23 protein-coding genes and 1 pseudogene are annotated in these 22,615 nt (G+C 39.7%); 7 read left to right on the top strand and 17 right to left on the bottom strand.

Annotated features, from left to right (window positions below; genetic code table 11):
- Nucleotides 1-128: 128 nt before the first annotated feature.
- From A0J48_RS04745 to A0J48_RS04735, 3 genes are all read right to left on the bottom strand, one after another.
- Nucleotides 129-1,946 (bottom strand): Gldg family protein, encoded by a 1,818-nt coding sequence (locus A0J48_RS04745; protein WP_200320820.1) that lies wholly within the window; start codon nucleotides 1,944-1,946, stop codon nucleotides 129-131.
- Nucleotides 1,947-2,073: 127 nt separating this feature from the next.
- Nucleotides 2,074-2,886: an ABC transporter permease gene (locus tag A0J48_RS04740; protein WP_200320818.1), complete on the bottom strand. Its 813-nt coding sequence runs from the start codon at nucleotides 2,884-2,886 to the stop codon at nucleotides 2,074-2,076.
- Complete coding sequence (locus A0J48_RS04735; protein ID WP_200320816.1) at nucleotides 2,887-3,873, bottom strand: ABC transporter ATP-binding protein; 987 nt, start codon at nucleotides 3,871-3,873, stop codon at nucleotides 2,887-2,889.
- Between the two features lie 539 nt (nucleotides 3,874-4,412).
- On the opposite strand from A0J48_RS04735, the gene A0J48_RS04730 reads away from it, so the two are divergent.
- The 4 genes from A0J48_RS04730 to A0J48_RS04715 all read left to right on the top strand — a co-directional run bounded on the left by A0J48_RS04730 (nucleotide 4,413) and on the right by A0J48_RS04715 (nucleotide 9,606).
- On the top strand, nucleotides 4,413-7,808 hold the full coding sequence (locus tag A0J48_RS04730) for a phycobilisome rod-core linker polypeptide (protein ID WP_200320814.1): 3,396 nt from the start codon (nucleotides 4,413-4,415) through the stop codon (nucleotides 7,806-7,808).
- A 338-nt stretch (nucleotides 7,809-8,146) separates the two neighbouring features.
- Complete coding sequence (gene apcA / locus A0J48_RS04725) at nucleotides 8,147-8,632, top strand: globin family protein (RefSeq protein WP_200320812.1); 486 nt, start codon at nucleotides 8,147-8,149, stop codon at nucleotides 8,630-8,632.
- 67 nt (nucleotides 8,633-8,699) lie between these two features.
- Nucleotides 8,700-9,185: an allophycocyanin subunit beta gene (gene apcB / locus A0J48_RS04720; RefSeq protein ID WP_015213876.1), complete on the top strand. Its 486-nt coding sequence runs from the start codon at nucleotides 8,700-8,702 to the stop codon at nucleotides 9,183-9,185.
- Nucleotides 9,186-9,399: 214 nt separating this feature from the next.
- Nucleotides 9,400-9,606, top strand: coding sequence for a phycobilisome linker polypeptide (locus A0J48_RS04715; protein ID WP_200320810.1), 207 nt, complete (start codon nucleotides 9,400-9,402; stop codon nucleotides 9,604-9,606).
- Between the two features lie 125 nt (nucleotides 9,607-9,731).
- On the opposite strand, the gene A0J48_RS04710 is transcribed toward A0J48_RS04715, so the two are convergent.
- The 12 genes and pseudogenes from A0J48_RS04710 to A0J48_RS04655 form a co-directional block, all read right to left on the bottom strand.
- The gene (locus tag A0J48_RS04710; RefSeq protein WP_200320808.1) at nucleotides 9,732-9,953 is read right to left on the bottom strand and encodes a type II toxin-antitoxin system HicB family antitoxin; all 222 of its coding nucleotides are present in this window, start codon (nucleotides 9,951-9,953) and stop codon (nucleotides 9,732-9,734) included.
- Nucleotides 9,953-10,174: a type II toxin-antitoxin system HicA family toxin gene (locus tag A0J48_RS04705; RefSeq protein ID WP_096567347.1), complete on the bottom strand. Its 222-nt coding sequence runs from the start codon at nucleotides 10,172-10,174 to the stop codon at nucleotides 9,953-9,955. The genes A0J48_RS04710 and A0J48_RS04705 overlap by 1 nt, the downstream gene beginning before the upstream one ends.
- 8 nt (nucleotides 10,175-10,182) lie before the next feature.
- Nucleotides 10,183-11,781 carry a hypothetical protein gene (locus tag A0J48_RS04700; protein ID WP_200320806.1) on the bottom strand — a complete coding sequence of 533 codons (1,599 nt, stop codon included), beginning with the start codon at nucleotides 11,779-11,781 and terminating at the stop codon, nucleotides 10,183-10,185.
- A 115-nt stretch (nucleotides 11,782-11,896) separates the two neighbouring features.
- Entirely contained in the window at nucleotides 11,897-12,184 is a 288-nt protein-coding gene (locus tag A0J48_RS04695) for a hypothetical protein (RefSeq protein WP_200320805.1), read from the bottom strand.
- 218 nt (nucleotides 12,185-12,402) lie between these two features.
- Entirely contained in the window at nucleotides 12,403-13,482 is a 1,080-nt protein-coding gene (locus A0J48_RS04690; RefSeq protein ID WP_200320803.1) for a class I fructose-bisphosphate aldolase, read from the bottom strand.
- Between the two features lie 127 nt (nucleotides 13,483-13,609).
- Nucleotides 13,610-14,002: pseudogene (locus tag A0J48_RS04685) on the bottom strand (ACP S-malonyltransferase).
- Nucleotides 13,999-14,376: a DUF433 domain-containing protein gene (locus tag A0J48_RS04680; protein ID WP_200320801.1), complete on the bottom strand. Its 378-nt coding sequence runs from the start codon at nucleotides 14,374-14,376 to the stop codon at nucleotides 13,999-14,001. Before A0J48_RS04680 ends, A0J48_RS04685 begins: the two are co-directional and overlap by 4 nt.
- Nucleotides 14,377-14,479: 103 nt before the next feature.
- Nucleotides 14,480-15,310 carry a FecR family protein gene (locus A0J48_RS04675; protein WP_200320799.1) on the bottom strand — a complete coding sequence of 277 codons (831 nt, stop codon included), beginning with the start codon at nucleotides 15,308-15,310 and terminating at the stop codon, nucleotides 14,480-14,482.
- A gap of 86 nt (nucleotides 15,311-15,396) precedes the next feature.
- On the bottom strand, nucleotides 15,397-15,771 hold the full coding sequence (locus A0J48_RS04670) for a hypothetical protein (protein ID WP_200320797.1): 375 nt from the start codon (nucleotides 15,769-15,771) through the stop codon (nucleotides 15,397-15,399).
- 143 nt (nucleotides 15,772-15,914) lie between these two features.
- Nucleotides 15,915-16,508 carry a Uma2 family endonuclease gene (locus A0J48_RS04665; RefSeq protein ID WP_200320795.1) on the bottom strand — a complete coding sequence of 198 codons (594 nt, stop codon included), beginning with the start codon at nucleotides 16,506-16,508 and terminating at the stop codon, nucleotides 15,915-15,917.
- Between the two features lie 535 nt (nucleotides 16,509-17,043).
- Entirely contained in the window at nucleotides 17,044-18,411 is a 1,368-nt protein-coding gene (locus A0J48_RS04660; protein WP_200320793.1) for a DUF3370 domain-containing protein, read from the bottom strand.
- Nucleotides 18,412-18,520: 109 nt separating this feature from the next.
- Nucleotides 18,521-19,072, bottom strand: coding sequence for a pyroglutamyl-peptidase I family protein (locus A0J48_RS04655; protein WP_200320791.1), 552 nt, complete (start codon nucleotides 19,070-19,072; stop codon nucleotides 18,521-18,523).
- Nucleotides 19,073-19,136: 64 nt separating this feature from the next.
- Here A0J48_RS04655 and hisH point away from each other — a divergent pair, with 64 nt between their 5' ends.
- Both hisH and rsmD read left to right on the top strand, forming a co-directional pair.
- Entirely contained in the window at nucleotides 19,137-19,772 is a 636-nt protein-coding gene (gene hisH, locus A0J48_RS04650) for an imidazole glycerol phosphate synthase subunit HisH (protein WP_200320789.1), read from the top strand.
- A 66-nt stretch (nucleotides 19,773-19,838) separates the two neighbouring features.
- A complete protein-coding gene (rsmD, locus tag A0J48_RS04645) occupies nucleotides 19,839-20,408 on the top strand; it encodes a 16S rRNA (guanine(966)-N(2))-methyltransferase RsmD (protein WP_200320787.1) in 570 nt (189 codons plus the stop codon).
- A 149-nt stretch (nucleotides 20,409-20,557) separates the two neighbouring features.
- Here the strand turns inward: rsmD and petG are convergent, their stop codons facing one another.
- Nucleotides 20,558-20,671, bottom strand: a complete 114-nt coding sequence (petG, locus tag A0J48_RS04640; protein WP_200320785.1) for a cytochrome b6-f complex subunit V — start codon at nucleotides 20,669-20,671, stop codon at nucleotides 20,558-20,560.
- Nucleotides 20,672-20,880: 209 nt separating this feature from the next.
- Between petG and A0J48_RS04635 the strand changes: the two genes are divergently transcribed.
- Nucleotides 20,881-21,255: a c-type cytochrome gene (locus tag A0J48_RS04635; RefSeq protein WP_200320783.1), complete on the top strand. Its 375-nt coding sequence runs from the start codon at nucleotides 20,881-20,883 to the stop codon at nucleotides 21,253-21,255.
- A gap of 164 nt (nucleotides 21,256-21,419) precedes the next feature.
- Here A0J48_RS04635 and A0J48_RS04630 read toward each other — a convergent pair whose 3' ends face one another.
- Nucleotides 21,420-21,890 (bottom strand): tetratricopeptide repeat protein, encoded by a 471-nt coding sequence (locus A0J48_RS04630; protein WP_200320781.1) that lies wholly within the window; start codon nucleotides 21,888-21,890, stop codon nucleotides 21,420-21,422.
- Between the last annotated feature and the right edge of the window lie 725 nt (nucleotides 21,891-22,615).

The raw sequence follows: 22,615 nt of genomic DNA, 5'->3' as shown, positions 1-22,615 counted from the left end.
ATAGGGAACAGGTGACAGGTAAGACTGTTTAGGGAAAATAGACAAAGCGAAAGAAGTAATTTCTAATTCTTAATTACGAATTACGTTCGCGTAGCGTGCCGGAGGCACTATTACGAATTACGAATTATCTATCTTCTTCTCCACCAAATAATAGCGCCTGCAATCAAACTAATAAAAGGTAAAAGCAACAAGGAAGATATACTTAATAAATTTGCTTTTGCAGTAGACATTATGATACGGCGATTTGTTGGTTCTTTAGGACGTATCGAAAGTGGTTGTTGATCCTGTTGACTCAACCAAGATACGGAATTAAGAAATACATCTCCATTTAATTGTTGTTCAAATACTCCATTTCTGGCAAAGTCTGAGTTTCCTAATACTACTAACCGTGATTCTTTTGCTGTAGATTGAGAATTTTCGTTAGTTGGGGAAGGTGTGGGAATTGGTGAAGATGTGGGATTTGGTGATGTTGTCGGAACTGGTGATGTTGTAGGAACTGGTGAAGGTGTTGGAATTGGTGATGTTGTCGGATTTGGTGATGTTGTCGGATTTGGTGAAGGTGTTGGAATTGGGGAAGGGTTAGAAATTGGTGAAGGAGTGGGAATTGGTGATGTTGTAGGAACTGGTGAAGGAGTGGGAATTGGTGATGTTGTAGGAACTGGTGAAGGAGTGGGAATTGGTGATGTTGGGGATAGCAACTTTCTTTTTAATGCTACGCCTAAAGTGAGAGGACCTTTTAAATCTTGACCTTCATTAAACTCTAATTTTTCGCTTTGTTGGTCACTTTCAGCCCAACTGTTAGGATATGATTTGGTTCTGAGTAGAGGAGTAGATTCGACATCAGGAACTGGTTCAATTAATATAGGACGAGATAGGGGATAAAAAGAAATACCATTACCAAAATCTTTAGTGATGGGATGCTGTCCATATTCTGTAACTGAAGGTGCAGCAGGTCCTAGTCCTAAACTTTGTCCAGAAATATCTACAGCTAAACGATTATCTAATTTTACGCCCCAATCTTTGAGCAAGTTATCAATCTTAGGATCAGTATTGGGGTCAATCATTAACATGAGATTACCACCACGATTCAGATAAGCTTGTAAAGCTGTAACTTCACCCTCAAATAATTCTCGTTTTGGTCCAGCAACAACGACAACAGTCGCATCTTCAGGAATATTGGTTTGTTCTGTTAAATTGAGAGGTAGTGCGGTGAAATTTTTATCTGTTAATCCTTGAACAGCTTGGGAAATAGAATTTTGAGCATTTTTAATTTCCAGTTCACCGTGACCTTGAAGAAAGTAAATTTTAGTGCTGGTGTTGCTGGTAATTTGTTGAAGTCTACTAGTTAATCTAACTTCTGATAGACGTTCATTTTCGCTGATTGTTTGTACTAATTGGCGTTTATTATCAAATTCTAGATAAACTCCGCCTTCACCAAACTCTTTAACACCAAATTTTTCAGCGAGTCCTGGTTTAGCTTGAGGATCAATATATTCAAATTTAAAGTTTGGACTTTGGCGACGATAATTTTCTAATAATTCTTGATCTTGATAATTTTGATCTCTTGTAAATAACCAGACTTTTACAGGTTGTGGTAAATTCCGCAGTAACTCCTTAGATTGTGGTGCGAGAGTAAATAATTGAGTTTCTGTTAAATCTGTCCGTAGATGATAACGATTACCTAAAAAATTAATCAATCCTAAAATTACCAATACTGCCAAAGTTGCAATAATGGCGTTTGTACCTGCTTGGGTTGAACGCTGTTTCCACCATTTAGTCCTCTGGCTTTGTAATACAACCCAAAACCCACAAATGAGAATTCCAGAAATTAGAAATATTAAAGGTATCAATCCCCAGTTTGCTGATATCAAACCAACTGTTAAACCAGTTGTAATGAAGAAAGGTCCTAGTAAAAATACAAGTTTCCAAATTGTTTTTTTAATCATAGTTATATAGGGAATAGGGAATAGGGAATAGGGAATAGGGAATAGGAATAATTAAAAATTACAAAACTCCTACTTTTACCTTTTGGAACTGACAACTGACAACTGACAACTGACAACTAACAACTAACTATTGTCTTTGAAAACGTAGTGCGTCGATGGATTGGGCTGTGAGAAAGATACCTAAAATAATGTAACTGGCAAATAAGATTAAGGCGCTGGTGTCAAAGATGCCTTGTGTGAGAGTGCTGTAATGTTTGAGCAGCGATAAATGACCTATAGCTGCACCTATGGGGTTAGGAATGGCTTTGGAAATAGAGTCAATTAATAACAGTAAGATAATGACGGCAAAGGTGAGGATGGCTGATAAAATTGTGCTGTCTGTTAATGAGGAAATAAACATTCCTATGGATAAAATTGCGGCTGCTAGTAAGATTAATCCTAAATGACCGACGAGAGGAATTATCGGTGACATGGGAGGATTTGCACCGCTAATGGCGATCGCTTCAAATCCCAACAACGGTAAAATTAATGTGGTAAAAAAAGTGAGTACCCCTAATAATTTACCAACAGCGACAGCCCAGTTTGTTACTGGTGATGTGGCTAATAATTCCAATGTTCCCCGTTTACGTTCTTCAGCGTAAAGTCCCATTGATAGTATTGGCAGTATAAACAATAATAACCAGCCTATTCGGTCTAAAAATGCCCGCACAAATTCGTAAGGTACATCTATTGGTGGTACTGGTACTCCCAATTGTTGCCCCTGTACGTCATAAGCTGCAACTGTAGGTAAAATTCCACCTGGTCCGAGTAATATCATCACCAGAAATAATCCAGAAATAAACCAAAATACGCCAGCAATACCATAAGCCAAGGGTGAAACAAAATAACTCTGTAGTTCTCGACGATAAATAGCAAGAATGTTAGCTAGTACAATACCCATCTATGCGGCTTCTCCTTCTGTGGTTGCTGCGTCTGCTGCTGGTAATAAATTCTTTTCTTCGGTGGTTAATTGCAAAAACACATCTTCTAGGGTAGCGTTGACTCGCCGCATTTCATATAATCCAAATCCTCCCCGAATTAAAGCCGCAGCAATATCTTTACCAGGTTCTGTTTCTGGTTGTGATATTACCCGCAAATGAGCGCGGTTGTGATCATTGGTCGGCATTGATTCTACCAGAATCACTCCAGCTACATTTTGCAATACCTGTTTGGCTAATGCTACTTCTCCTGTAATTTCTAAATCATAACCAGCCCCTCCGGTTAACTGTGTCATTAAATTGTCTGGGGTGTTAGTAGCTACGACTTTACCGCGATTGATAATGGCGACGCGATTACAAGTCATGCTTACTTCTGGGAGAATGTGGGTAGAAAGGATGATTGTGTGGGTTCCGGCTAAACTTTTGATTAAGTTTCGCACGTCAATAATTTGCCGGGGGTCTAGTCCTACGGTGGGTTCATCCAGGATAATAGCTGGAGGATCGTGAACTATAGCTTGGGCGATACCGACTCTTTGTTTATAGCCTTTGGAAAGTTGGCGAATAATGACTTTACGCTTTTCTTGTAAATTACAGCGTTGCATGGCTGCTGCAACTTTTTGGGGGCGATCGCCTGCTGATACCCCTTTAATTCGGGCGACAAAATGCAGAAATCCCTCAATGGTCATTTCCGAATATAACGGCGGTGTTTCCGGTAAATAGCCAATTTTCTGGCGTACTGCAAGGGAATTTTCATGGACATCATACCCTGCTATTTTGGCTGTACCTGTTGTTGCTGGTAAATAACCGGCTAAAATTCGCATGGTTGTAGTTTTACCTGCGCCATTTGGTCCCAATAACCCTAATATCTCTCCTGGTTCAACACTAAAAGTGACATCGGTAATAGCTGAGGTAGAACCGTAAATTTTACTTAAATGTTCAACTTCTATCATTTTCTAGTAGTGGTGAAAAATATATTATCTATATGGTAATGGAGGCTAGACAGGAGACAGCGGTTTTTGCATCCTTGATGGGAGACGGAGTCTATATTTTAAGTTTTCTTACCTTACACCTTTAGGACTCACGCACAAGAAAGAAAAAATAAAGTTTTCAGAGGATAGGATAATCAACGGAAAAAACTCCTACACCCTACACCCTACACCCAGCCCTGATGATAAATTTTGTGCGTCAGTCCTGACCTTATACCCCCATTCAGTTTAACGAGTTAGTACGCAAAATAATTAGCAACATTGGAATTAATATATATACCTATTTCTCTAGACATATTTAAATTTCAGATTTGACATACTTCTTAATAAATTAGCAGCGTAACCGCAAAACGTTCTAATCTAAAAACTGACTGAGTTGTTTACTGGCAACTTTGTAGGCAATATTGCTGACGCATAAGTACACAGATATGTCAAGTATGTCAAGCCTCAAACAACTCAGATTTAAACAATAAACGCTTATTATTAGGAGTTTTACAAATCCAATGAGTGTTAAAGCAAGTGGTGGAAGCTCAGTTGCTCGTCCGCAGCTATATCAAACCCTACCTGTAGCAACTATTTCCCAAGCAGAACAACAAGACCGCTTTTTGGGAACTGGTGAACTGGGCGAACTAGCAACCTATTTCGCATCTGGCGCAAAACGTCTAGAAATAGCTCAAATTCTCACAGAAAATTCCGAAATTATCGTTTCTCGCGCTGCTAACCGGATTTTCGTTGGTGGTTCACCAATGTCTTTCCTAGAAAAGCCCAGAGAACGGGAACTAGCCGCTGTTGGCGCTGGTGGGATGGATGTCCAAGAAGGAATGAAATTAGGGACAGTCACCTACGTTGAAAGTCGTGGTGGTTTCCTAGAAAACCTTCGTTCCATCTTCAATACTTCCGCAGGTGGTCCCACACCTCCAGGTTTTAGACCCATCAACGTGGCGCGTTATGGTCCTGGTAATATGGCTAAGAGTTTACGGGACTTGTCCTGGTTCTTACGCTATGCTACCTATGCGATCGTGGCAGGTGATCCTAATATCATTTCTGTAAATACACGCGGATTACGAGAAATAATTGAAAATGCTTGTTCTGGTGAAGCTACCTTAGTCGCTTTACAAGAAATCAAAGCGGCTTCTTTATCTTATTTCCGCAAAGATGCTGTCGCTACAGACATCGTGACTCAGTACATGGATGTGTTGTTAACTGAGTTCCAAGCACCTACACCATCTACAAAAGTTCGTCAACGTCCTTCTGGCGACCAACAAGGATTACAACTTCCTCAAATTTACTTTAACGCGGCTGAACGTCGTCCTAAGTTCGTCATGAAGCCAGGACTGTCTGCTGCTGAAAAAACAGAAGTAGTCAAAGCCGCTTATCGTCAAGTATTTGAGCGCGATATTACTCGTGCTTACAGCTTGTCCATCTCTGACTTAGAATCTAAGGTGAAAAACGGCTCAATCTCCATGAAGGAGTTTATCCGCCGTTTAGCCAAATCTCCTCTTTACCAAAAACAGTTTTACCAACCATTTATAAACAGCCGGGTAATTGAGTTAGCTTTCCGTCACATTTTAGGACGGGGACCAAGCAGCCGGGAAGAAGTGCAGAAATACTTCTCCATTATTTCCAATGGTGGTTTACCAGCCTTAGTTGATGCTTTAGTAGATTCCAACGAATACAGCGATTACTTTGGTGAAGAAACCGTTCCCTACATCCGGGGTCTAGGTCAAGAAGCACAAGAGTGTCGTAACTGGGGACAACAACAAGACCTGTTCAAATACAGTGCGCCTTTCCGTAAAGTTCCTCAATTTATTACTACCTTTGCGGCTTACGAACAGCCATTACCTGATCAACATCCTTATGGTTCTGGTAATGACCCCTTAGAAATTCAATTTGGCGCGATTTTCCCCAAAGAAACCCGCAACCCCAGCAGCAGTCCAGCACCTTTTGGTAAAGATACCCGCCGGATTTTAATTCACCAAGGACCGGGTATTAACAACCAACTGAGCAACCCCAAAGCACGCAGCGTTGCTCCTGGTACTCTCGGTGCTAAAGTATTTAAGCTCGACCAATTACCAGGAACTATTGGTAAAAAAGCCGCTAAGGGTGCAAGCGTTAAATTCTCTGAAAGCTCTACCCAAGCGGTAATTAAAGCTGCATACTTACAAGTTTTTGGTCGTGATGTTTACGAAGGTCAACGGCTGAAAGTTGCAGAAATTAAGCTGGAAAACGGCGAAATTACTGTCCGTGAGTTTGTACGGATGTTGGCGAAGTCGGATTTATTCCGGAAGATGTATTGGACTTCTCTTTATGTGTGTAAGTCCATCGAATATATCCATCGCCGTTTATTAGGTCGTCCTACCTACGGTCGTCAAGAGAACAACAAGTATTTTGACATTGCGGCTAAAAAAGGTTTCTACGCTGTTGTGGATGCGATTATTGACAGCGTGGAATACAGCGAAGCTTTCAATGAAGATACTGTTCCTTACGAACGCTATTTAACCCCTGCGGGTGTATCTCTGCGTCAACTGCGTATAGGTACAATTCGTGAGGATGTAGCAAATGTTGAGAAGGAAGTAACTCCACGCTTTGTGGAACTGGGTGCAGTCACCGAAATGCGGACCCAGCCAGATATTGACTTCCGTATTAACCAAGGTGTTAGCAAACAGCGTGAACAAACTAAGGTCTTCAAACTGGTTGCAAATACAGTTGATAAGGTAGCAGTACAAACCTTAATTGGTGCAGCTTACCGTCAAATTTTCGAGCGTGATATTGCTCCTTACATCGCACAGAATGAGTTTACTGATTTAGAAAGTAAGCTGAGTAATGGAGAAATCTCCGTTAAGGAGTTTATTGAAGGTTTAGGTTATTCTAGCCTGTACCTGAAGGAGTTCTATGCACCTTATCCCAACACCAAAGTCATTGAGTTGGGTACTAAGCATTTCTTGGGACGCGCACCCATTGACCAAGCGGAAATTCGCAAGTATAACCAAATTTTAGCTACTCAAGGTATCAAAGCGTTTATTGGCGCAATGGTAAATAGTGCTGAGTACGCACAAGCTTTTGGTGAAGATACTGTTCCTTATCGTCGCTTCCCAACTCTACCTGCGGCTAACTTCCCCAACACCGAGAAGTTGTACAACCAGCTAACTAAGCAAAACAATGATGTGGTTGTACCTAGCTTTGAGACAGTCAAGCCTCGGATTAAGACTGAAAATACACCAATGTTAGCTAACGCGATCGCAGATTTAGCGGCTCAATCCAAACAAATGGACAAGTCTAAACCCTTGTTCATTGAATTGGGGCGTTCTTTCAACGATGGTCGTGGACAGTCTGTAGAAGTAGGTGTCGGTACAAGTCGCCGCAAACCAGCCCGCATTTACCGCGCCACCACTGGTACAAATGCTCCCGAAACTAATCAGGTAATTAATGCTATCTACTGTCAAATCATGGACGTATTTAGCGGTCAAGTTCCTGGATATTTCCGCCGTTCTGACCTAGATAGCAAACTGCGTAACGGGGAAATTACCGTGCGTGAATTTGTTCTCGAACTAGCTAGTTCTGAAATCTATCGCAAACGGTTCTACACTCCCTATCCCAACACCAAAGTGATTGAATTCCTATTCCGTCACATATTGGGACGCGCACCCGCAACCCAAGGCGAAATTCGTCAATATAACAAAATATTGGCTGATAGTGGTTTAAGGGCGGCTGTAGAAGCGATGGTCAACAGTCCAGAGTATGCTCGCTACTTCGGTGAAGATGTTGTACCTTACAACCGCTATCCCTCTTTACCTGCTGGTAACTACTTGGGTAGTGTGCAAGCAGAAGCTGACCTGGTTAAACAATCTTGGTCTAGCTTGTCTCCTTCTGTCCTAACTGGTCGTACCAGTAATAGATAGGTGACAGGTGACAGGTGACAGGTGACAGGTGACAGTTAAGAAAGCAGGGGAGGCAGGGGAAGTTGGGGAAGCAGGGGGACAATTTTCACTTTTGCTTTTTTCCTTCTGTTCCCTGTTCCCTGTTCCCTGTTCCCTCAGAATGAGCAAATCTGAAAATGATTGTTACAAAATATTAAGAGCAGTCATAAATGCTCAACATAATGCCGGAGAATAATTTGCGGAAGGTAGTTGAGTTTTCCAGATTGCGTGTGTAATTACCCAAGCTGACTCATACTGTGTTTAACACAGTGCTACCATCAACCAAGTTCTGGTTTCATTAGTTTTGGAGGAATCCATTAATGAGTATCGTCACGAAGTCCATCGTGAATGCTGATGCAGAAGCTCGCTACCTCAGCCCCGGTGAATTAGATCGCATTAAGAGCTTTGTTTCTGGTGGCGCTGCACGCCTCCGCATCGCTCAAGTATTGACTGACAACCGTGAGCGCATCGTTAAGCAAGCTGGCGACCAATTATTCCAAAAACGTCCTGATGTTGTTTCCCCTGGTGGTAACGCTTACGGACAAGAAATGACCGCTACCTGTCTTCGTGACCTCGACTACTACTTGCGTCTTGTAACCTACGGAATCGTTTCTGGCGATGTAACCCCCATCGAAGAAATCGGTATCGTTGGTGTACGTGAAATGTACAAGTCTTTGGGTACCCCCATTGACGCTGTTGCTGGTGGCGTTGCTGCTATGAAGAGCGTTGCTTCTACCCTGTTGTCTGCTGAAGACGCTGCTGAAGCTGGTGCTTACTTCGACTACGTTGTTGGTGCAATGGGCTAAGTTACAGCTAAATAACTGCTGAAACTGAAACTGTTGCAATCAAGTTGGAAATAAGGAAATAACAACAATGCAAGACGCAATTACCTCTGTAATTAATTCTTCTGACGTTCAAGGTAAATACCTTGACACCGCTGCTCTAGAAAAGCTCAAAGGCTACTTCGCTACTGGTGAACTGCGCGTTCGTGCAGCTACAACCATCAGTGCTAACGCTGCTGCTATCGTTAAAGAAGCTGTAGCTAAATCCTTGTTGTACTCTGACATCACCCGTCCCGGTGGTAATATGTACACCACCCGCCGCTACGCAGCTTGTATCCGTGACTTGGATTACTACTTGCGTTATTCCACCTATGCTATGTTGGCTGGCGATCCTTCCATCCTCGACGAGCGTGTATTAAACGGTTTGAAAGAAACCTACAACTCCTTGGGTGTACCCGTAGGCGCTACCGTTCAAGCTATCCAAGCAATGAAAGAAGTAACTGCAAGCTTGGTTGGTCCTGACGCTGGTAAAGAAATGGGCGTTTACTTCGACTATATCTCCTCTGGCTTGAGCTAAGAGTTAGGTTTGCACTTAATACTTTAGGTGCGGCTTTATTAAGGTCTGGAAATCAATTGTTAGTGCTAGAAAGTTCTCTTGCTGACTAATTGTAAGTGTTATCAGTCTAGTATTGATGGTTGATTCCCAGACTTGGAAAAAATAATTAAAGATTTTCACTCAAGATATTTGAGATAAAAAAGTTTTCCAAACAATATCAGGAGATTTTCAGAATATGTCCCGGTTGTTTAAAGTAACTGCTTGTGTTCCTAGCCTAACTCGTACTCGCACCCAACGCGAATTACAAAATACTTACTTTACTAAGTTAGTTCCTTATGAAAACTGGTTCCGCGAACAACAACGGATTCAGAAAATGGGTGGCAAAATTGTTAAGGTGGAATTGGCAACTGGTAAGCAAGGTACAAACACTGGTTTGCTGTAATTTCTATACATCAGAGATTATTTTGGTAGATTTGTTAGGGGTCAGTGATGACCTCTTTTTTTGTAGCTATCAGCTATCAGTCGTCAGCTATCAGCTATAAAACTATACTGGCAGCGGAAACTTGGTTAAGATGCAATTTGCAGTGTGTTAGGTTCAGGGATAGATTCACCCTCTACTTCCCAAGCTTCTAAGTACATTTCAATTACTTCTTCTCCATTTTGAATTGCTTCTTCACGAGTTTTTCCGTGGGTGCAAGGCATGATTACAAGATGGCTAAATTCGGGGATTGTAACTAGGAAAAGTTGGTCTTCGTCTGACCATTGAATAATCATACTGTATTGACTCATTAATTTTGCTCCTCTCCTAATTCTTCCAGTTCAGTTAATAACTTTGCTAATTGCTTTTCTAGATAAAGTGGAACATCATCTCCATCTTTACCTGGAATTGTTAATGTTTTCCTCAGTAAAGGATGTTTCCATCTTTCATGACTGCCTTTCCCACGCTTTGGTAGATACACAAACCCTTTACGTGCTATCTCGGCTTTTAGCTCCCGAATTTTTCTGGGCATTAATTTTTCTACTTCTTTATATGAATAAATGCTAATTCTTCATTTTGTAACTCTTCTACTAATTCATTCAAACCCATATCAACTAATTCTTGGGTGAGAATAGTTTCATCAGTGCTTATGAACTGCCTTCCCCGAAGAAACTTCTCACCAGTCAAACTAGGTTGTTCACCCAGTATAGATAGAGAGCCAATAAGTGCTAAACAACAACCAATAATATAATTTCCAAGATAGAAAGTTACAAAAAAAATAATTGCCGCCTTAGCACCCTGTTGATACCCTGGTGGTTCAACTGAAAAGAGAAGATTTACTGATTCAACATTTCCAGATAGTGCTTGATAGAGTAATTGGATATTACCAGATGTCCTAAAACTTCTTATCAATTCTTCAATATTGATCAGCACTTCATTCTCTGGAATATCCATTTTTATGCATATTTCTATAGCCATTTCTGCAAGCTCATGAACTCTACTCCAGTTATATGCTGGGTCATGAAAAATGCTTGGATCAAATAACGACTGAGGCAAATCTTCTAAACTAAAACTCAAAATAGGGTATGAACTTGAAATCTCAGACTTCATTTCTACTATAATGGGACTGGATGATTTTTCAAGTATAGTCATAACCTGAAGAAAGTTTTTTAATTCCTTCAGGGAACTACCTTCAGCGTAAGAGCGAATCGAAAAATTTATGTTTTGATTTGATTCAATAATAAATTCAAAAAACCTAGATTCTACTCTAAGTTTTATACGTTCTTTTGGAATGAATTCATTAAAGGGAGAGATATATAATTTTGCAGGAAAAGATATCCCCGAAGAGAATTTATACTCTTTGAATTTTAATTCTGCTTCTAATGGTTTGACCTGAAGGGATAAAATTCCTCCATCTCGCTCTATGTAAGGAGTTTTGGCCAAAATTCCAAATCTTTTATCATGAATAGTTGAGTTATCTAGATCAATTTCTTTGCGAATTCCTAAAGACAAATCTAAAATATCTCTAATAGGATCATCACTAGCTAGAGTAAAATTGAAATTATATCTACCATCTTCAAATCCTAAAGTGTTTAATAGCTTATTTTTATTCTCAATATACTTTTCCATACCCTCTGGAATACGTTTCTCAATTTCACTTTTCAAACTTTTTCCAGTTATATCCGCTAATCGATCAGCATCTCCATAACTTATATCAAGCGTGTGCTTATTTAGCTGATCTCCATTCTCTTCATTTTCTATCTCTCTAATTTTCTTTAAAGTTTTTTCGATTATTTTTCTGTCAACATGAACTAAATAGATAGCTTGCGGTTCAGATTTTCCATCAAATTCAATAAAACAATAAAAGGCTGGCATTTTTGCCTTAATAAGTCTATGTAAATTAGATAGAGTGATTGATTCTCTCTTCCTTTGCTTATCCGTTGATTTCACTTGAATTTTGCACTCTAATGGTGCTGGAAGCATATCTTGAGGAGAAAGATTATCCTGCTTCCACGGAAACTCTACAAAGAAATCCCATCCTGTTCTATCCATTTCAGATTTATGAATTGTTATTCCAACTTGATTACACAATTTTCTAAATTCAGTTTCACCTAATGGTCCTAAATCTCTATCCTGCATATTGTGAGGTTGCTAAAAAGCTATATTATACTAATATATGTATTATACTATAAGTTTTTACTTAGTGTTATCAAAATTAACCAACCAAATTTCTCCCCGCTTAGGTATGTCACGGTTAGTAGTCCAAGATGTCACCTGACATTAACTCCTTCCATTCAGAATCTTCTTCATAATGAGAAATCATTGTTTCAGCCTGACTTTCTAGAATGCGTCTGCGTTCAGCCATTGGTAACTTTAAAAAAGCCAAACGTTGCTCTAAAGAAAGAGATTGATTTTTTCCAGAATCAGGAGTATTTTCAGAAACTAAAATTACTACTTCTACTGTTTGTCCTACTACAAAGTTGGGAATTTCAATTTTGTTTCCTGGCAGAACTTTGGCCTTGAGATATAAAGTTGATTTCACGAGTAAACATTACCCTTCAGCAGTTTCAATATTTAATAGTAGCAAATTTATAAACCTGTAGGCATGAGCTATGGTATCCATTATGAGCGATCACTAAATCATCTTCACTGCGGCAACATACTAACTTGAAAAATGATTGCGACAAATTGATCTACAAAACCAAACCATAGAATAAGGATTCTGAATCCAAAATCCAAAATCCAAAATCCAAAATGGTATTAGGCTATGGTGACAAGAGGAGATAAATAAACATCTTGAATAGCGTGAAATAATTTCACTCCTTCTGCAAATGGACGCTGGAAAGTCTTTCTTCCCGAAATTAAACCTGTACCTCCAGCGCGTTTATTAATTATTGCAGTCCGCACAGCTTCGGCAAAATCATTTTTACCAGATGCACCACCAGAATTGATGAGTCCTACTCTTCCACAGTAACAATTGAGGACTTGATAACGAGTTAAATCAATCGGGTGTTCTGTTGTTAATTCTGTGTAAACTCGCTCATTGGTTTTACCGTAACTTTTACCTGTGGCTTTAGCAATTGCACCATAACCATTGTTACATTCAGGTAACTTTTGTTTGATGATATCGGCTTCAATTGTCACACCTAAATGGTTTGCTTGTCCCGTTAAATCGGCAGCAAGATGATAATCTTGTTCTTGTTTGAAAGTATTATTCCTTAAATAACACCATAAAATTGTTACCAAACCTAATTTATGAGCGTATTTGAAAGCTTGACTTACTTCTTGAATTTGTCTGGTAGATTGTTCTGAACCAAAGTAAATAGTTGCTCCTACTGCTGCTGCTCCCAAATTCCAAGCTTGCTCAACATCAGCAAACATTATTTGGTCAAATTGATTGGGATAGGTTAATAATTCATTATGGTTGAGTTTGACAATCAAAGGTATTTTATGGGCATATTTGCGGGAAATACTGCCCAATACACCTAAAGTAGTAGCAACAGCGTTACAGCCACCTTCTATTGCCAAATTGAGGATATTTTCTGGGTCGAAGTAAATAGGATTAGGTGCAAATGAAGCCCCTGCGGAATGTTCAACACCTTGGTCTATAGGCAGAATAGAAAGATAACCTGTATTGGCTAATCTGCCAGTAGAGTAGATGTGTTTGAGATTTCGCAAGACTTGAGAAGAGCGATCGCTATTTATCCAAACTCGATCTATAAAATCTGCCCCTGGTAGATGTAATAAATCTTGGGAAACTTTAGCTTTATAGGTCAGCAGGTCTTCGGCTTCTTTCCCTAACAAAGACTCAATATAATTAGCTTCTAAAACTGTAGCCATAGGTTTTCGCAGTTTTGACACTATTACTATTTAGTTCTGTTATGGATAATTTTTGCCTACTGTCTTGAGATATAGATAAATGGATATATAGCAAATTAGTAAAACTGTAGACTTTTGTAGGATAGCTTTAGGGAATGAAAAGCCGACCTGCACCAAAATAGTTATCAATATCTAATAAAATTTCAACTAAACGATCAGCACATTGTTCTCGATAATCATACTCGTCTATACGAGCAAGGTTGCCAATTGTAATTACAGGAAAAGAGGTTGGTGTGTTTTCTTCACGCATTACTTGTTCAAGCGAGTCCTCACCTTTCATGTTGCGATTTGCTGTCAGTATCATCATTTGGTTTGCTTGAGCATAATGCTAAACAATTCTATCGCTAGTATCCATAGATAATTCCGCTTCTCTAAAGGTGACAAAGCGAATAGATAGTAGCTCCAGCCAACCTCATTTTGCTAAGATACCCAGGAGAAGAAGGGCATATCCATCAAGATTGTAGTCAACTAGAAATATCATAATTTTATTGCAGCCCGTTGCGCTTTTTGCTGCTCAAGTTTTGCCCAAAGAGCTTCTTTTTCCGTCTTGCGTGGCTTGGTTGCTAGTTTAGAAAAGTGTTCACGGTTGCGTTCTTCCCAATATTGATGAATTTCTTTTCTAGTTTGCAGAACTTCTTGATACTCAACTTCTACCTGAGTTTTATTGTTCTCAATATAGGACAAAGCTTCATTGATTTGATCATCTGTAAGATTGAATTTATCTTTGATTAACTTCGGTGGATAATTAGCTTTCAGAAAATCCATGACATCATAAATAGTGATGCGTGTCCCTTTGATGGTTAATCCACGTTCATTACGAAAAATAGGAACTTGTCCATTAGATACTGGATTCATAGTTTTATTCCTGTGATCAGCGACTTTATATTAATTCCATTTTAGCTTTCTGTAGATATGTCATGAATGCCAACCTTGAGCGATTATCCTGACATCCAAATCACTAAGGAACTGCTAATTGATACAATTGCTGCTTACCTAAAGGTGTTGTCACCACAGCTTCAACTCTGCGATTAGGAGGTAAAGGAACAGTAATATCAAATGTGCCACTCCCATCAATAATCTGACGTTGCTGATTAATTATTAGCAGATTCACTGGATCAAGATTACCCACAATCCTCACTTGTCCGCCATTAGCTAAAAGTTGACTCACATTTAAACTCGTATCTTCCCGTAACGGAACAGGTACAGAAGGCGGTTCTCCAGGAATAGTTAAATTTTGGAACCCAGCTTTTACTAACTGTGTTTGTCCTTGAGCAGAAGTAGCGACAGCACCCTTTTTAGTGCCAACTCCCATTTTTCCATCGTCCTGTACACTCACACCAAACTCAGTTCCTCGGACTCCAGCGACACCAGCCGGAGTTTTAATCTCCACACGAGATGTATCATGAGTTAACGGACGAATTTGCAGACTAACTTGCCCAGACTTAACTTGAAGTTCTGTAATTCGTTGACCTTTATTTCCTGTTTCCAACTTTTGGATAGTGACAGTTGTATTTTCTGCAACCTTAATTAAGCCAGTAGCAATATCAATTCCTAGCACCACGCTAGAACCCGCTTTTGTAGTAATTGTATCCCCTACTGCTTGTAGTCTCATGCCGTTACTGGCTGCTTTAACCGTTTGACCACGAGAATAAAAAACTTGTCCAACGGGACGGCGCACCTCTAGCCACCGATTAATATTTACCCTTAATGGATCAGCCGCAGAAGCATGAAGAGTACCAACCAATCCAACCATCATAAAAATTAAGTTAAAAGCCCATTTATTTTTCATATAAAGTAGTTGTGTTATCTGTATCAGGCCGGGAAATAGGAAGATAGAACAGTGGTCACGATTTATTATTAAGTGTTAATTACCTCCTAGTGAAAATAAACAACTCGTGCATCCAAACCGTAGGATCTTAAGAAAGAAGACAAGCATTCCGCCTCACCTCGATTTGTAAATCCTCCAGCATGAACATAAGCCCCAAGTTTGTGCTGTGCTAGAAATGCATCAGTTACATAGCGTCGGACAAACTTTAATAATTGGTCTGAGTTGCTGGGAATCACAACTACATAAGGACGTTCTGGAACTTTGCCAATAACGATGACATTGCTCTGTTGCGAACTATTGAAGGATCTGTTAACTTCAGGCAGGCTTCTGGAAATGCAACGGGGAGTCTGCGTCCAAGCCTGCTCAGATAAAGCTTGCCAAACAACAGTTGCAACTATTCCTGTAATCAGATACCTATTCACTTACCGTATAAACTTGTTTTTGGTTTCCTTAAATTACTTTATAAGAAAATAGGCTAAAAAACCCGGAATTGATACCTAAAAATCCTCAAAATTTTGAGGTGTTAATGTCTTTTAAGCCTGGGATGAAAGCGAAAAGAGGGGATTTATTCAGCAGATGATATTGTTTGTGATGATTCAAAAATTACATCTTCATACACATCTATAACAGCACAATTAAAATCTACACTCGCTAGATGTATATTATTCCCTTGCTTATAAGGATAAAGCACCCATTGTCCCTCTGGGTTACGGCGAAAAATTTCTATATTCATCCGGTTTTGGCTGACCAACACATATTCTTGTAGTGACTCTATATTGCGGTAATCAGCAAATTTATCACCTCTATCAAATCCTTCTGTGGTGGAAGATAAGACTTCTACAATTAAACACGGATAACACAGAAAATTGCTAAAGGTTTTATCTCTTTCGTCGCAACTGACTATTACATCGGGGTAGTAATAGGTATTGAGCGATTCAATTTGTACCTTGGTATCTGATATATAAGCTTGACATCCACTTCCACGCAGATGATTTCTCAGCATAGCAAACATATTGCCGGCAATAATTACATGAGTATTGCTTGCACCTGCCATTGCATAAACCAGTCCCTGTCTGTATTCATGCTTAACAGGACTGGTTTCTTCTTCGTGGAGATATTCTTCAGGGGAAATATAGCTATAACTAGAACTTGCAATCATTGACAATCTCCTCCTGATATTCTCTGTGGTTAAACACTTATAAGAAAATAGGCTGAAAACCCTTGAGGCTTCGCCGTGAGCGTCAGCCGAACGGTTAAGTTTTGGAGCGTGGCGTAAAAACTTAACCGTCCTTTAGGCAAGGGATGAAAGCTAGTTGAAGCGTTTACGCTTCAGTAACTTGTGATATAATCATCCTAACAGGAACGGTAATCAACCTGTATAAAAACCTAACTGCCTAACAGCAATCTGTACCTTGACAATTGAAGATATGGGGTTCTATTCCATAGTTCTAGTTCCTTCCCAGGAATAGGTAAAATCTTCATGGGAACTAGACTTGTGTTGAGCGAAGTCGAAACACGACACAGAATTTAAACTCAAACAAAATTTGCTCTGATGCAACTACCTCGCCCGCTGGAGGAAAGTTAACGCTTGGGGAGAGAACCACCTCCCTTGTTAGACACCGCAAGGGATCTAGTCTAAGTGGACTCGTTGAACCAAGAATCACCGCACCTTCAGGTCGGTGAGTGTCAAAATGTTACCTATTTTCACCTTGAGTTGAAACGGTTAAAACTTGTGGTGGTGAAGCATCAGGAGGATAGAGAAAGTCTACTTCTACTAAAGAGCGATCGCCTGGTTTCATATTTAATAACGCTAAAGGTTGACCTGGTTCTCCTCTAGTTTGGACTAAATGCACAAATTCCGTTTTTGGTTTACCTTGATTATCTTGATACCTAACCCGCACTGTTCCCCGAAAGAAAACCTGACGCGCTGGTGTGGTGAAAAACCGTAATCCTGATTTGCTTAATTTATCTTCTTTGATTGGTGTTTGCAGCGACACACTCACTGTTTGTTGGTTTTGCGTCTTGTTGTATAAAGGCAATTTGAGACTATATTGAATTCCATAATTGCCATGAGCGCGATAAGCTGTATCAGGATAACGCACTAACATATTTGCGCTTTGAATTTGACCAGTTCCTAAAGTACCTCCATGTAGTGAACTCAGAGGATATGACAAAGCTTGACCTGGTTGGGGAATAGTTAAATATTTGGTTTGAGGATTATCTACCAACAGCGATCGCCACACTGAACCACGCGCTACACCTGCGACTCGTCCATAAATTCTGGGTTTACTAGTATCCTCCAAAGGAGTAGGGACTTTATCTCTGGGTGTGGATAATTCTCCATTATCAAGTAAATTTTGCCATTCTGCTAAAGTTGGCGCACGTTCACTACCATCATTATTTGTGGGTGCAAACATAGCCAGACTAGCAGCATAGACAGTACCACTGCTTTGTAAACGCATAAAAGAAGAGCGTCCATTCAATGGTGGATTCAATCCTTTGACGGGAATTGGTAGATTTAATAACATCTGACTTTTCCCAGGCGGAATGACAATTTGCGGAGGGAAAATATTTTGTCGTCTTCCCCTCAATACATCAGACATCACTCGACTACCAGGGCCTGCAAACACTACGCCTGAATTATTGGGCAGAACAGAAGGTAAGGGAATAAATGGTGCATCCGGTTGACTTAAATAACTTGCTCCCTGCAATATATTCACTTTTACTGGTTGAGTACCAGGGTTATGCAAAATGATACCTAAATACAGGGAACGTAAATTTTCTGGTGGATCAGCTTTGGCAACATGATGGGAAAAAACATCAAACCGTCCCTGAAACGGAAAATCTAAATGTGCCGATGGTACTTTTTTACCATTCGGGGGAAAAGTAGAAAGTAAAATTCCTTCTTTTAATACCAACTCTGGGCTATTGCTATTAAAGACCGGCACAGTATCTAACTGTCCTGGTAAAGCCCTGACTTCTTGTGGTTGTACTACTTCTTCAGGTGATTGTGTGATTAGAGTTACTTGAGCTAGTGTCAAACCGAGTAAGAGTAACGACATAGACAATTTAAAATTAAACATTAACAATGATAAACCGCTTTATTATTCGCAGTTGAAGGCATTCTACATCAAAAAATCTGGACTGAGTGTCTTCTGCTTCCTACCTTCATTAAGTAATTATCAGTTTTTTAATCATGAAAACAAAATCAGCAACAATGCCTATCAAATTTTCTTGATTCAGAATTGGGACATGAATAAAGAGGCAGGGAATAGGTGGTTTAGCTTGACGGAGGTAGTCTAATACTGAATAATAAAGTCCTTCACATACAAATCCACCACAGTCATAGCTGATATTTACCGCTGCTGTTCCCTCCACTAATTGTTCAACATCAACATTAGTTTGCAAAAAATTTTCTGTATGATCTTGAGATGCAATATCCGTAGCCTGTACAGACATGATACTGGCACTGACTTCCACACTTAATTTTGTGCGACTTGCTGCCATACCACAACAGATAACATAATCAGGTTTGACTTCATTGATTTTGGCAATGACGCGAGAACTAGCAAGCGCAACATCTACAGGTAGTCGTCGGCAAAAAATTAAATCATCAGAGATATCAGCCATTTTGGCTAGTTCGATTAACAAATCATCAGAAGAATTTGATTCTTGATCACTCAGCCAAGTGTCAAAAGAAGTTAATAGTATTTTTTTATGCATAACTAATATTATTTAGAATTAGAATATAAATACCTTCCCTAATAAAATTACAAGGAGCAGGTAAATGCCAGTGATTGCGGTCGTAGATTATGACATGGGAAATTTGCACTCAGTCTGTAAAGGCTTAGAAAAAGCTGGGGCAACTCCTAAAGTAACTCATTCTGCCAAGGAATTAGAACAAGCAGATGCAATAGTTTTGCCTGGAGTGGGAGCATTTGATCCAGCAGTGCAACATTTGCGAGCGCGTGGTTTAGAACAACCAATTAAAGATGCGATCGCTTCTGGTAAACCGTTCTTGGGTATTTGTCTAGGACTGCAAATTCTCTTTGAATCCAGCGCCGAAGGAAATCAACCAGGTCTAGGAATTGTGAGGGGAAAAGTTCGTCGTTTTCATCCAGAACCAAGTATTGCTATTCCTCACATGGGTTGGAATCAACTGCAACTCACGCAGCCAAAAAGCATTTTGTGGGAGCATTTACCTTCCCAACCTTGGGTTTATTTTGTCCATTCCTACTATGTTGACCCAATTGAACCACACATTCGAGCTGCCACAGTTACTCATGGTAGTCAAACTGTCACAGCTGCGATCGCTCATGAAAATCTCATGGCAGTTCAATTCCACCCAGAAAAATCCTCTAATATAGGTTTGCAAGTTTTATCTAATTTTGTGGCTCAAGTCCGCGAAAAAATTCCTGCTTAATAAAAATTTGCAATATGCTGGTCAGTTGTTTAAAACTCAAAACCAATGACTAATGATCAATAAATAATGAGTCTGAGAATTTATGGGAATCGGCTGCTAAAAACTTTACCAGGAAAAGAAACTAGACCCACCAGTGCGCGAGTACGGGAGGCAGTTTTTAATATTTGGCAGGGCAAAATAGATGGTTGTTGCTGGTTAGATTTATGCGCCGGTAGTGGTTCAATGGGTGCAGAAGCTTTGTGTAGAGGAGCCAGCTTAGTAGTAGGAATTGAACTATCCAGTCGAGCTTGTGCAGTTATCCAGCAAAATTGGCAGCAGGTAGCTAAAAAAGAGCAGAATTATCAAATATTAAAGGGAAATTTACTAAACCATTTGAAAAAGTTATCAGGTCAAAAATTTGACAAAATATACTTTGATCCGCCTTATGCCAGTGGATTATATGAACCAGTTTTAGAAGCGATCGCTCAATATCAACTTTTAGATGCTCATGGAGAAATAGCCGTCGAACATAGTCCCCAAAATTTTACACCACCAGAAATCCCTGGTTGGGAAATATGCCATCAAAAAGTTTATGGAAACACAGCATTGACTTTCTACAGCACCTTGACATCAAACGAAATGTCACTCCCCCGCTAACCTAGCAGTGTAGCGGGAGTCCTCTTGCGACACTTAAGATAGATTCATGAAATCAGGGATTACCAAGAAAGAAGGGGGAACAAGAGAGGGAAAAAGTAAAATTATCCTCCTCCTACCCCCATCTTCCTCATCTCACTCCTAGCCCAGTTTTAGCCGCCCAACTCAGTGGGACGCTTATATTGCCTATAGGCAGCGTAAAAAAGTCCGCTCAGAGTCACGAAAATAAGACCAAGAACTATACCTGACAGCAAGGGTTCAACCACTGTAACTCTCCTCTTTACAATTATTCAACATTTGTTTCCCGTTTTTAATTTTACCAAATTCAGCATCAATCCCACGCTCTACACCGTTTTTAGAATGTAAATACTATATAAAAATTTTCATCTGTGCTTGCAGGTACAATCAAGAAATTTTAAGCTATGTGTAGGAAATGAAAAGTTTTTTGTACACCTAGACTGTAAAAGCAAACCTTTTGGATAACCAGCTTACCAAACCTGAAACTTTGATTCAGTGGATCGCTTTGTCGGCTTTAGCGATACTCATAGCAATACCTTTGGTCATTTTTGGCGTTCAGATCATTCAAGCCTCTGATCCATACATCAAGAGCGTTGTATCACGGCTAGGAAACCCAGTACAGGGAAAAGCTATCTTTCAAATCAACTGTGCTGGGTGTCACGGTTTAGAAGCAAATGGACTAGTAGGTCCAAGCTTACAAACGGTCTCCAAGCGTAAATCTCGGTATGAGTTGATTCACCAAGTTATCAGTGGTGAAACTCCTCCCATGCCAAAATTCCAGCCCAGTCCTCAAGAAATGGCAGATCTTTTGAGTTATTTGGAAAGCTTGTAAATGTATGCTTCAGCTTAGTAGTGTTATATATAAATTCAACCTAAAAACAATTTATATTAATGTTTTTTAAAATTAATTACCATAATATAAATTTATAGTTTAGATGTTTCAACAAAGACTACATAGATAGCGACACATACTTGGATAAATTCTGTTTTCTATGTTTAACTGAGCTTAAGTGTACATTCGAGTATCAATTTTTGATTTACTAATGAATAGGGTTGAATGACTAACGCTTGTTGAAAAGCTTGGATGGCTTCAGCATATTTTCCCGAAGCAGCGTAACACAAGCCCATGCCATGAAGTGCGCCAAAATGTACTGGATTTAGTTGGATAACCATCTGACAGTCAGATAGAGATTTCTGATAATTGCCTATACTGTAATATAAAAAAGCTCTACGGTTCCAGGCTTCAGCAAAATCTGGTTGTGCTTGAATGAGTACGGTTAATACTGCTTCCGCAGCAGTAAGTTTTCCAGCATCTATTAGCTTTTGACTGTAATCAATTTTTTCTAGTCCATATACTCCCTTTTGCTGAAACCAGAACCGCCAAATTTTGCGTGTTGCTTCTTCGCGGACGTTAACATCGGGGTTTTTTAAGTCTTCTAGCAGATAGTTGATAGATAAAGAATCCATGAAGTTGATGTAGGGAACAAATTTTTCACAAAATTATCTCCTAAGTTAGATTTAAAGTCATCCTTGAATACTTTGTATATTTGGGACTTACGCAAGAACTCTCTAAAACCCCCTTTCCTTCGTGTTCTTTGCGCTTACCCTTCGGGAACTGCTGAGTACTACGCACAGCTACGCGAACCCAGAACGTGGTTCGTTGTTTCGTTTCTTGTGCGTAAATGATTTCCCAAAAAATAAATTATTTTTTCCCCCTGCTCCCTGCTTCTTGTCCCATGACTTACGTCACGCTACGCTATCAAAACGGGGGAATATTTTTTGATTTAGAAGAAGTTAAGTCCTTTTGTCTTATAGATTAGGCGAAATTTTACAATACGCCTTGGTTTCTTGCTCTCCTTGGGCAAGCAAGCTAGAAAGTTTTACTGTACAAGGATTTCAGTAAATATTCACGGCAAAATGTCCATGATAAAAAAAAGTTTGAAAAACCCCTTGACGAAAACCAGAAAGAGTTGCTATATTAATTTGAGTGAGGGCAAAGCGCCCGACACAACTGAACCGAGAAAAAATAATACTTTGAAAGAATAGAGACGACCATTCCTCGTCAAAGTAATGGAAGACGAACCAAACCTGATGAAAGAGAGGGATTGGGTGAGTCTAAAAAATATATAGAGCTAAAAACAAACTTAACAAAACGGAGAGTTTGATCCTGGCTCAGGATGAACGCTGGCGGT

Source organism: Sphaerospermopsis aphanizomenoides BCCUSP55 (assembly GCF_001586785.1).
In the GTDB taxonomy this organism is placed as follows: domain Bacteria; phylum Cyanobacteriota; class Cyanobacteriia; order Cyanobacteriales; family Nostocaceae; genus Sphaerospermopsis_A; species Sphaerospermopsis_A aphanizomenoides_A.
The sequence above is the reverse complement of the archived record's forward strand: the minus strand, read 5'-3'. Positions and strand labels throughout refer to the sequence as shown.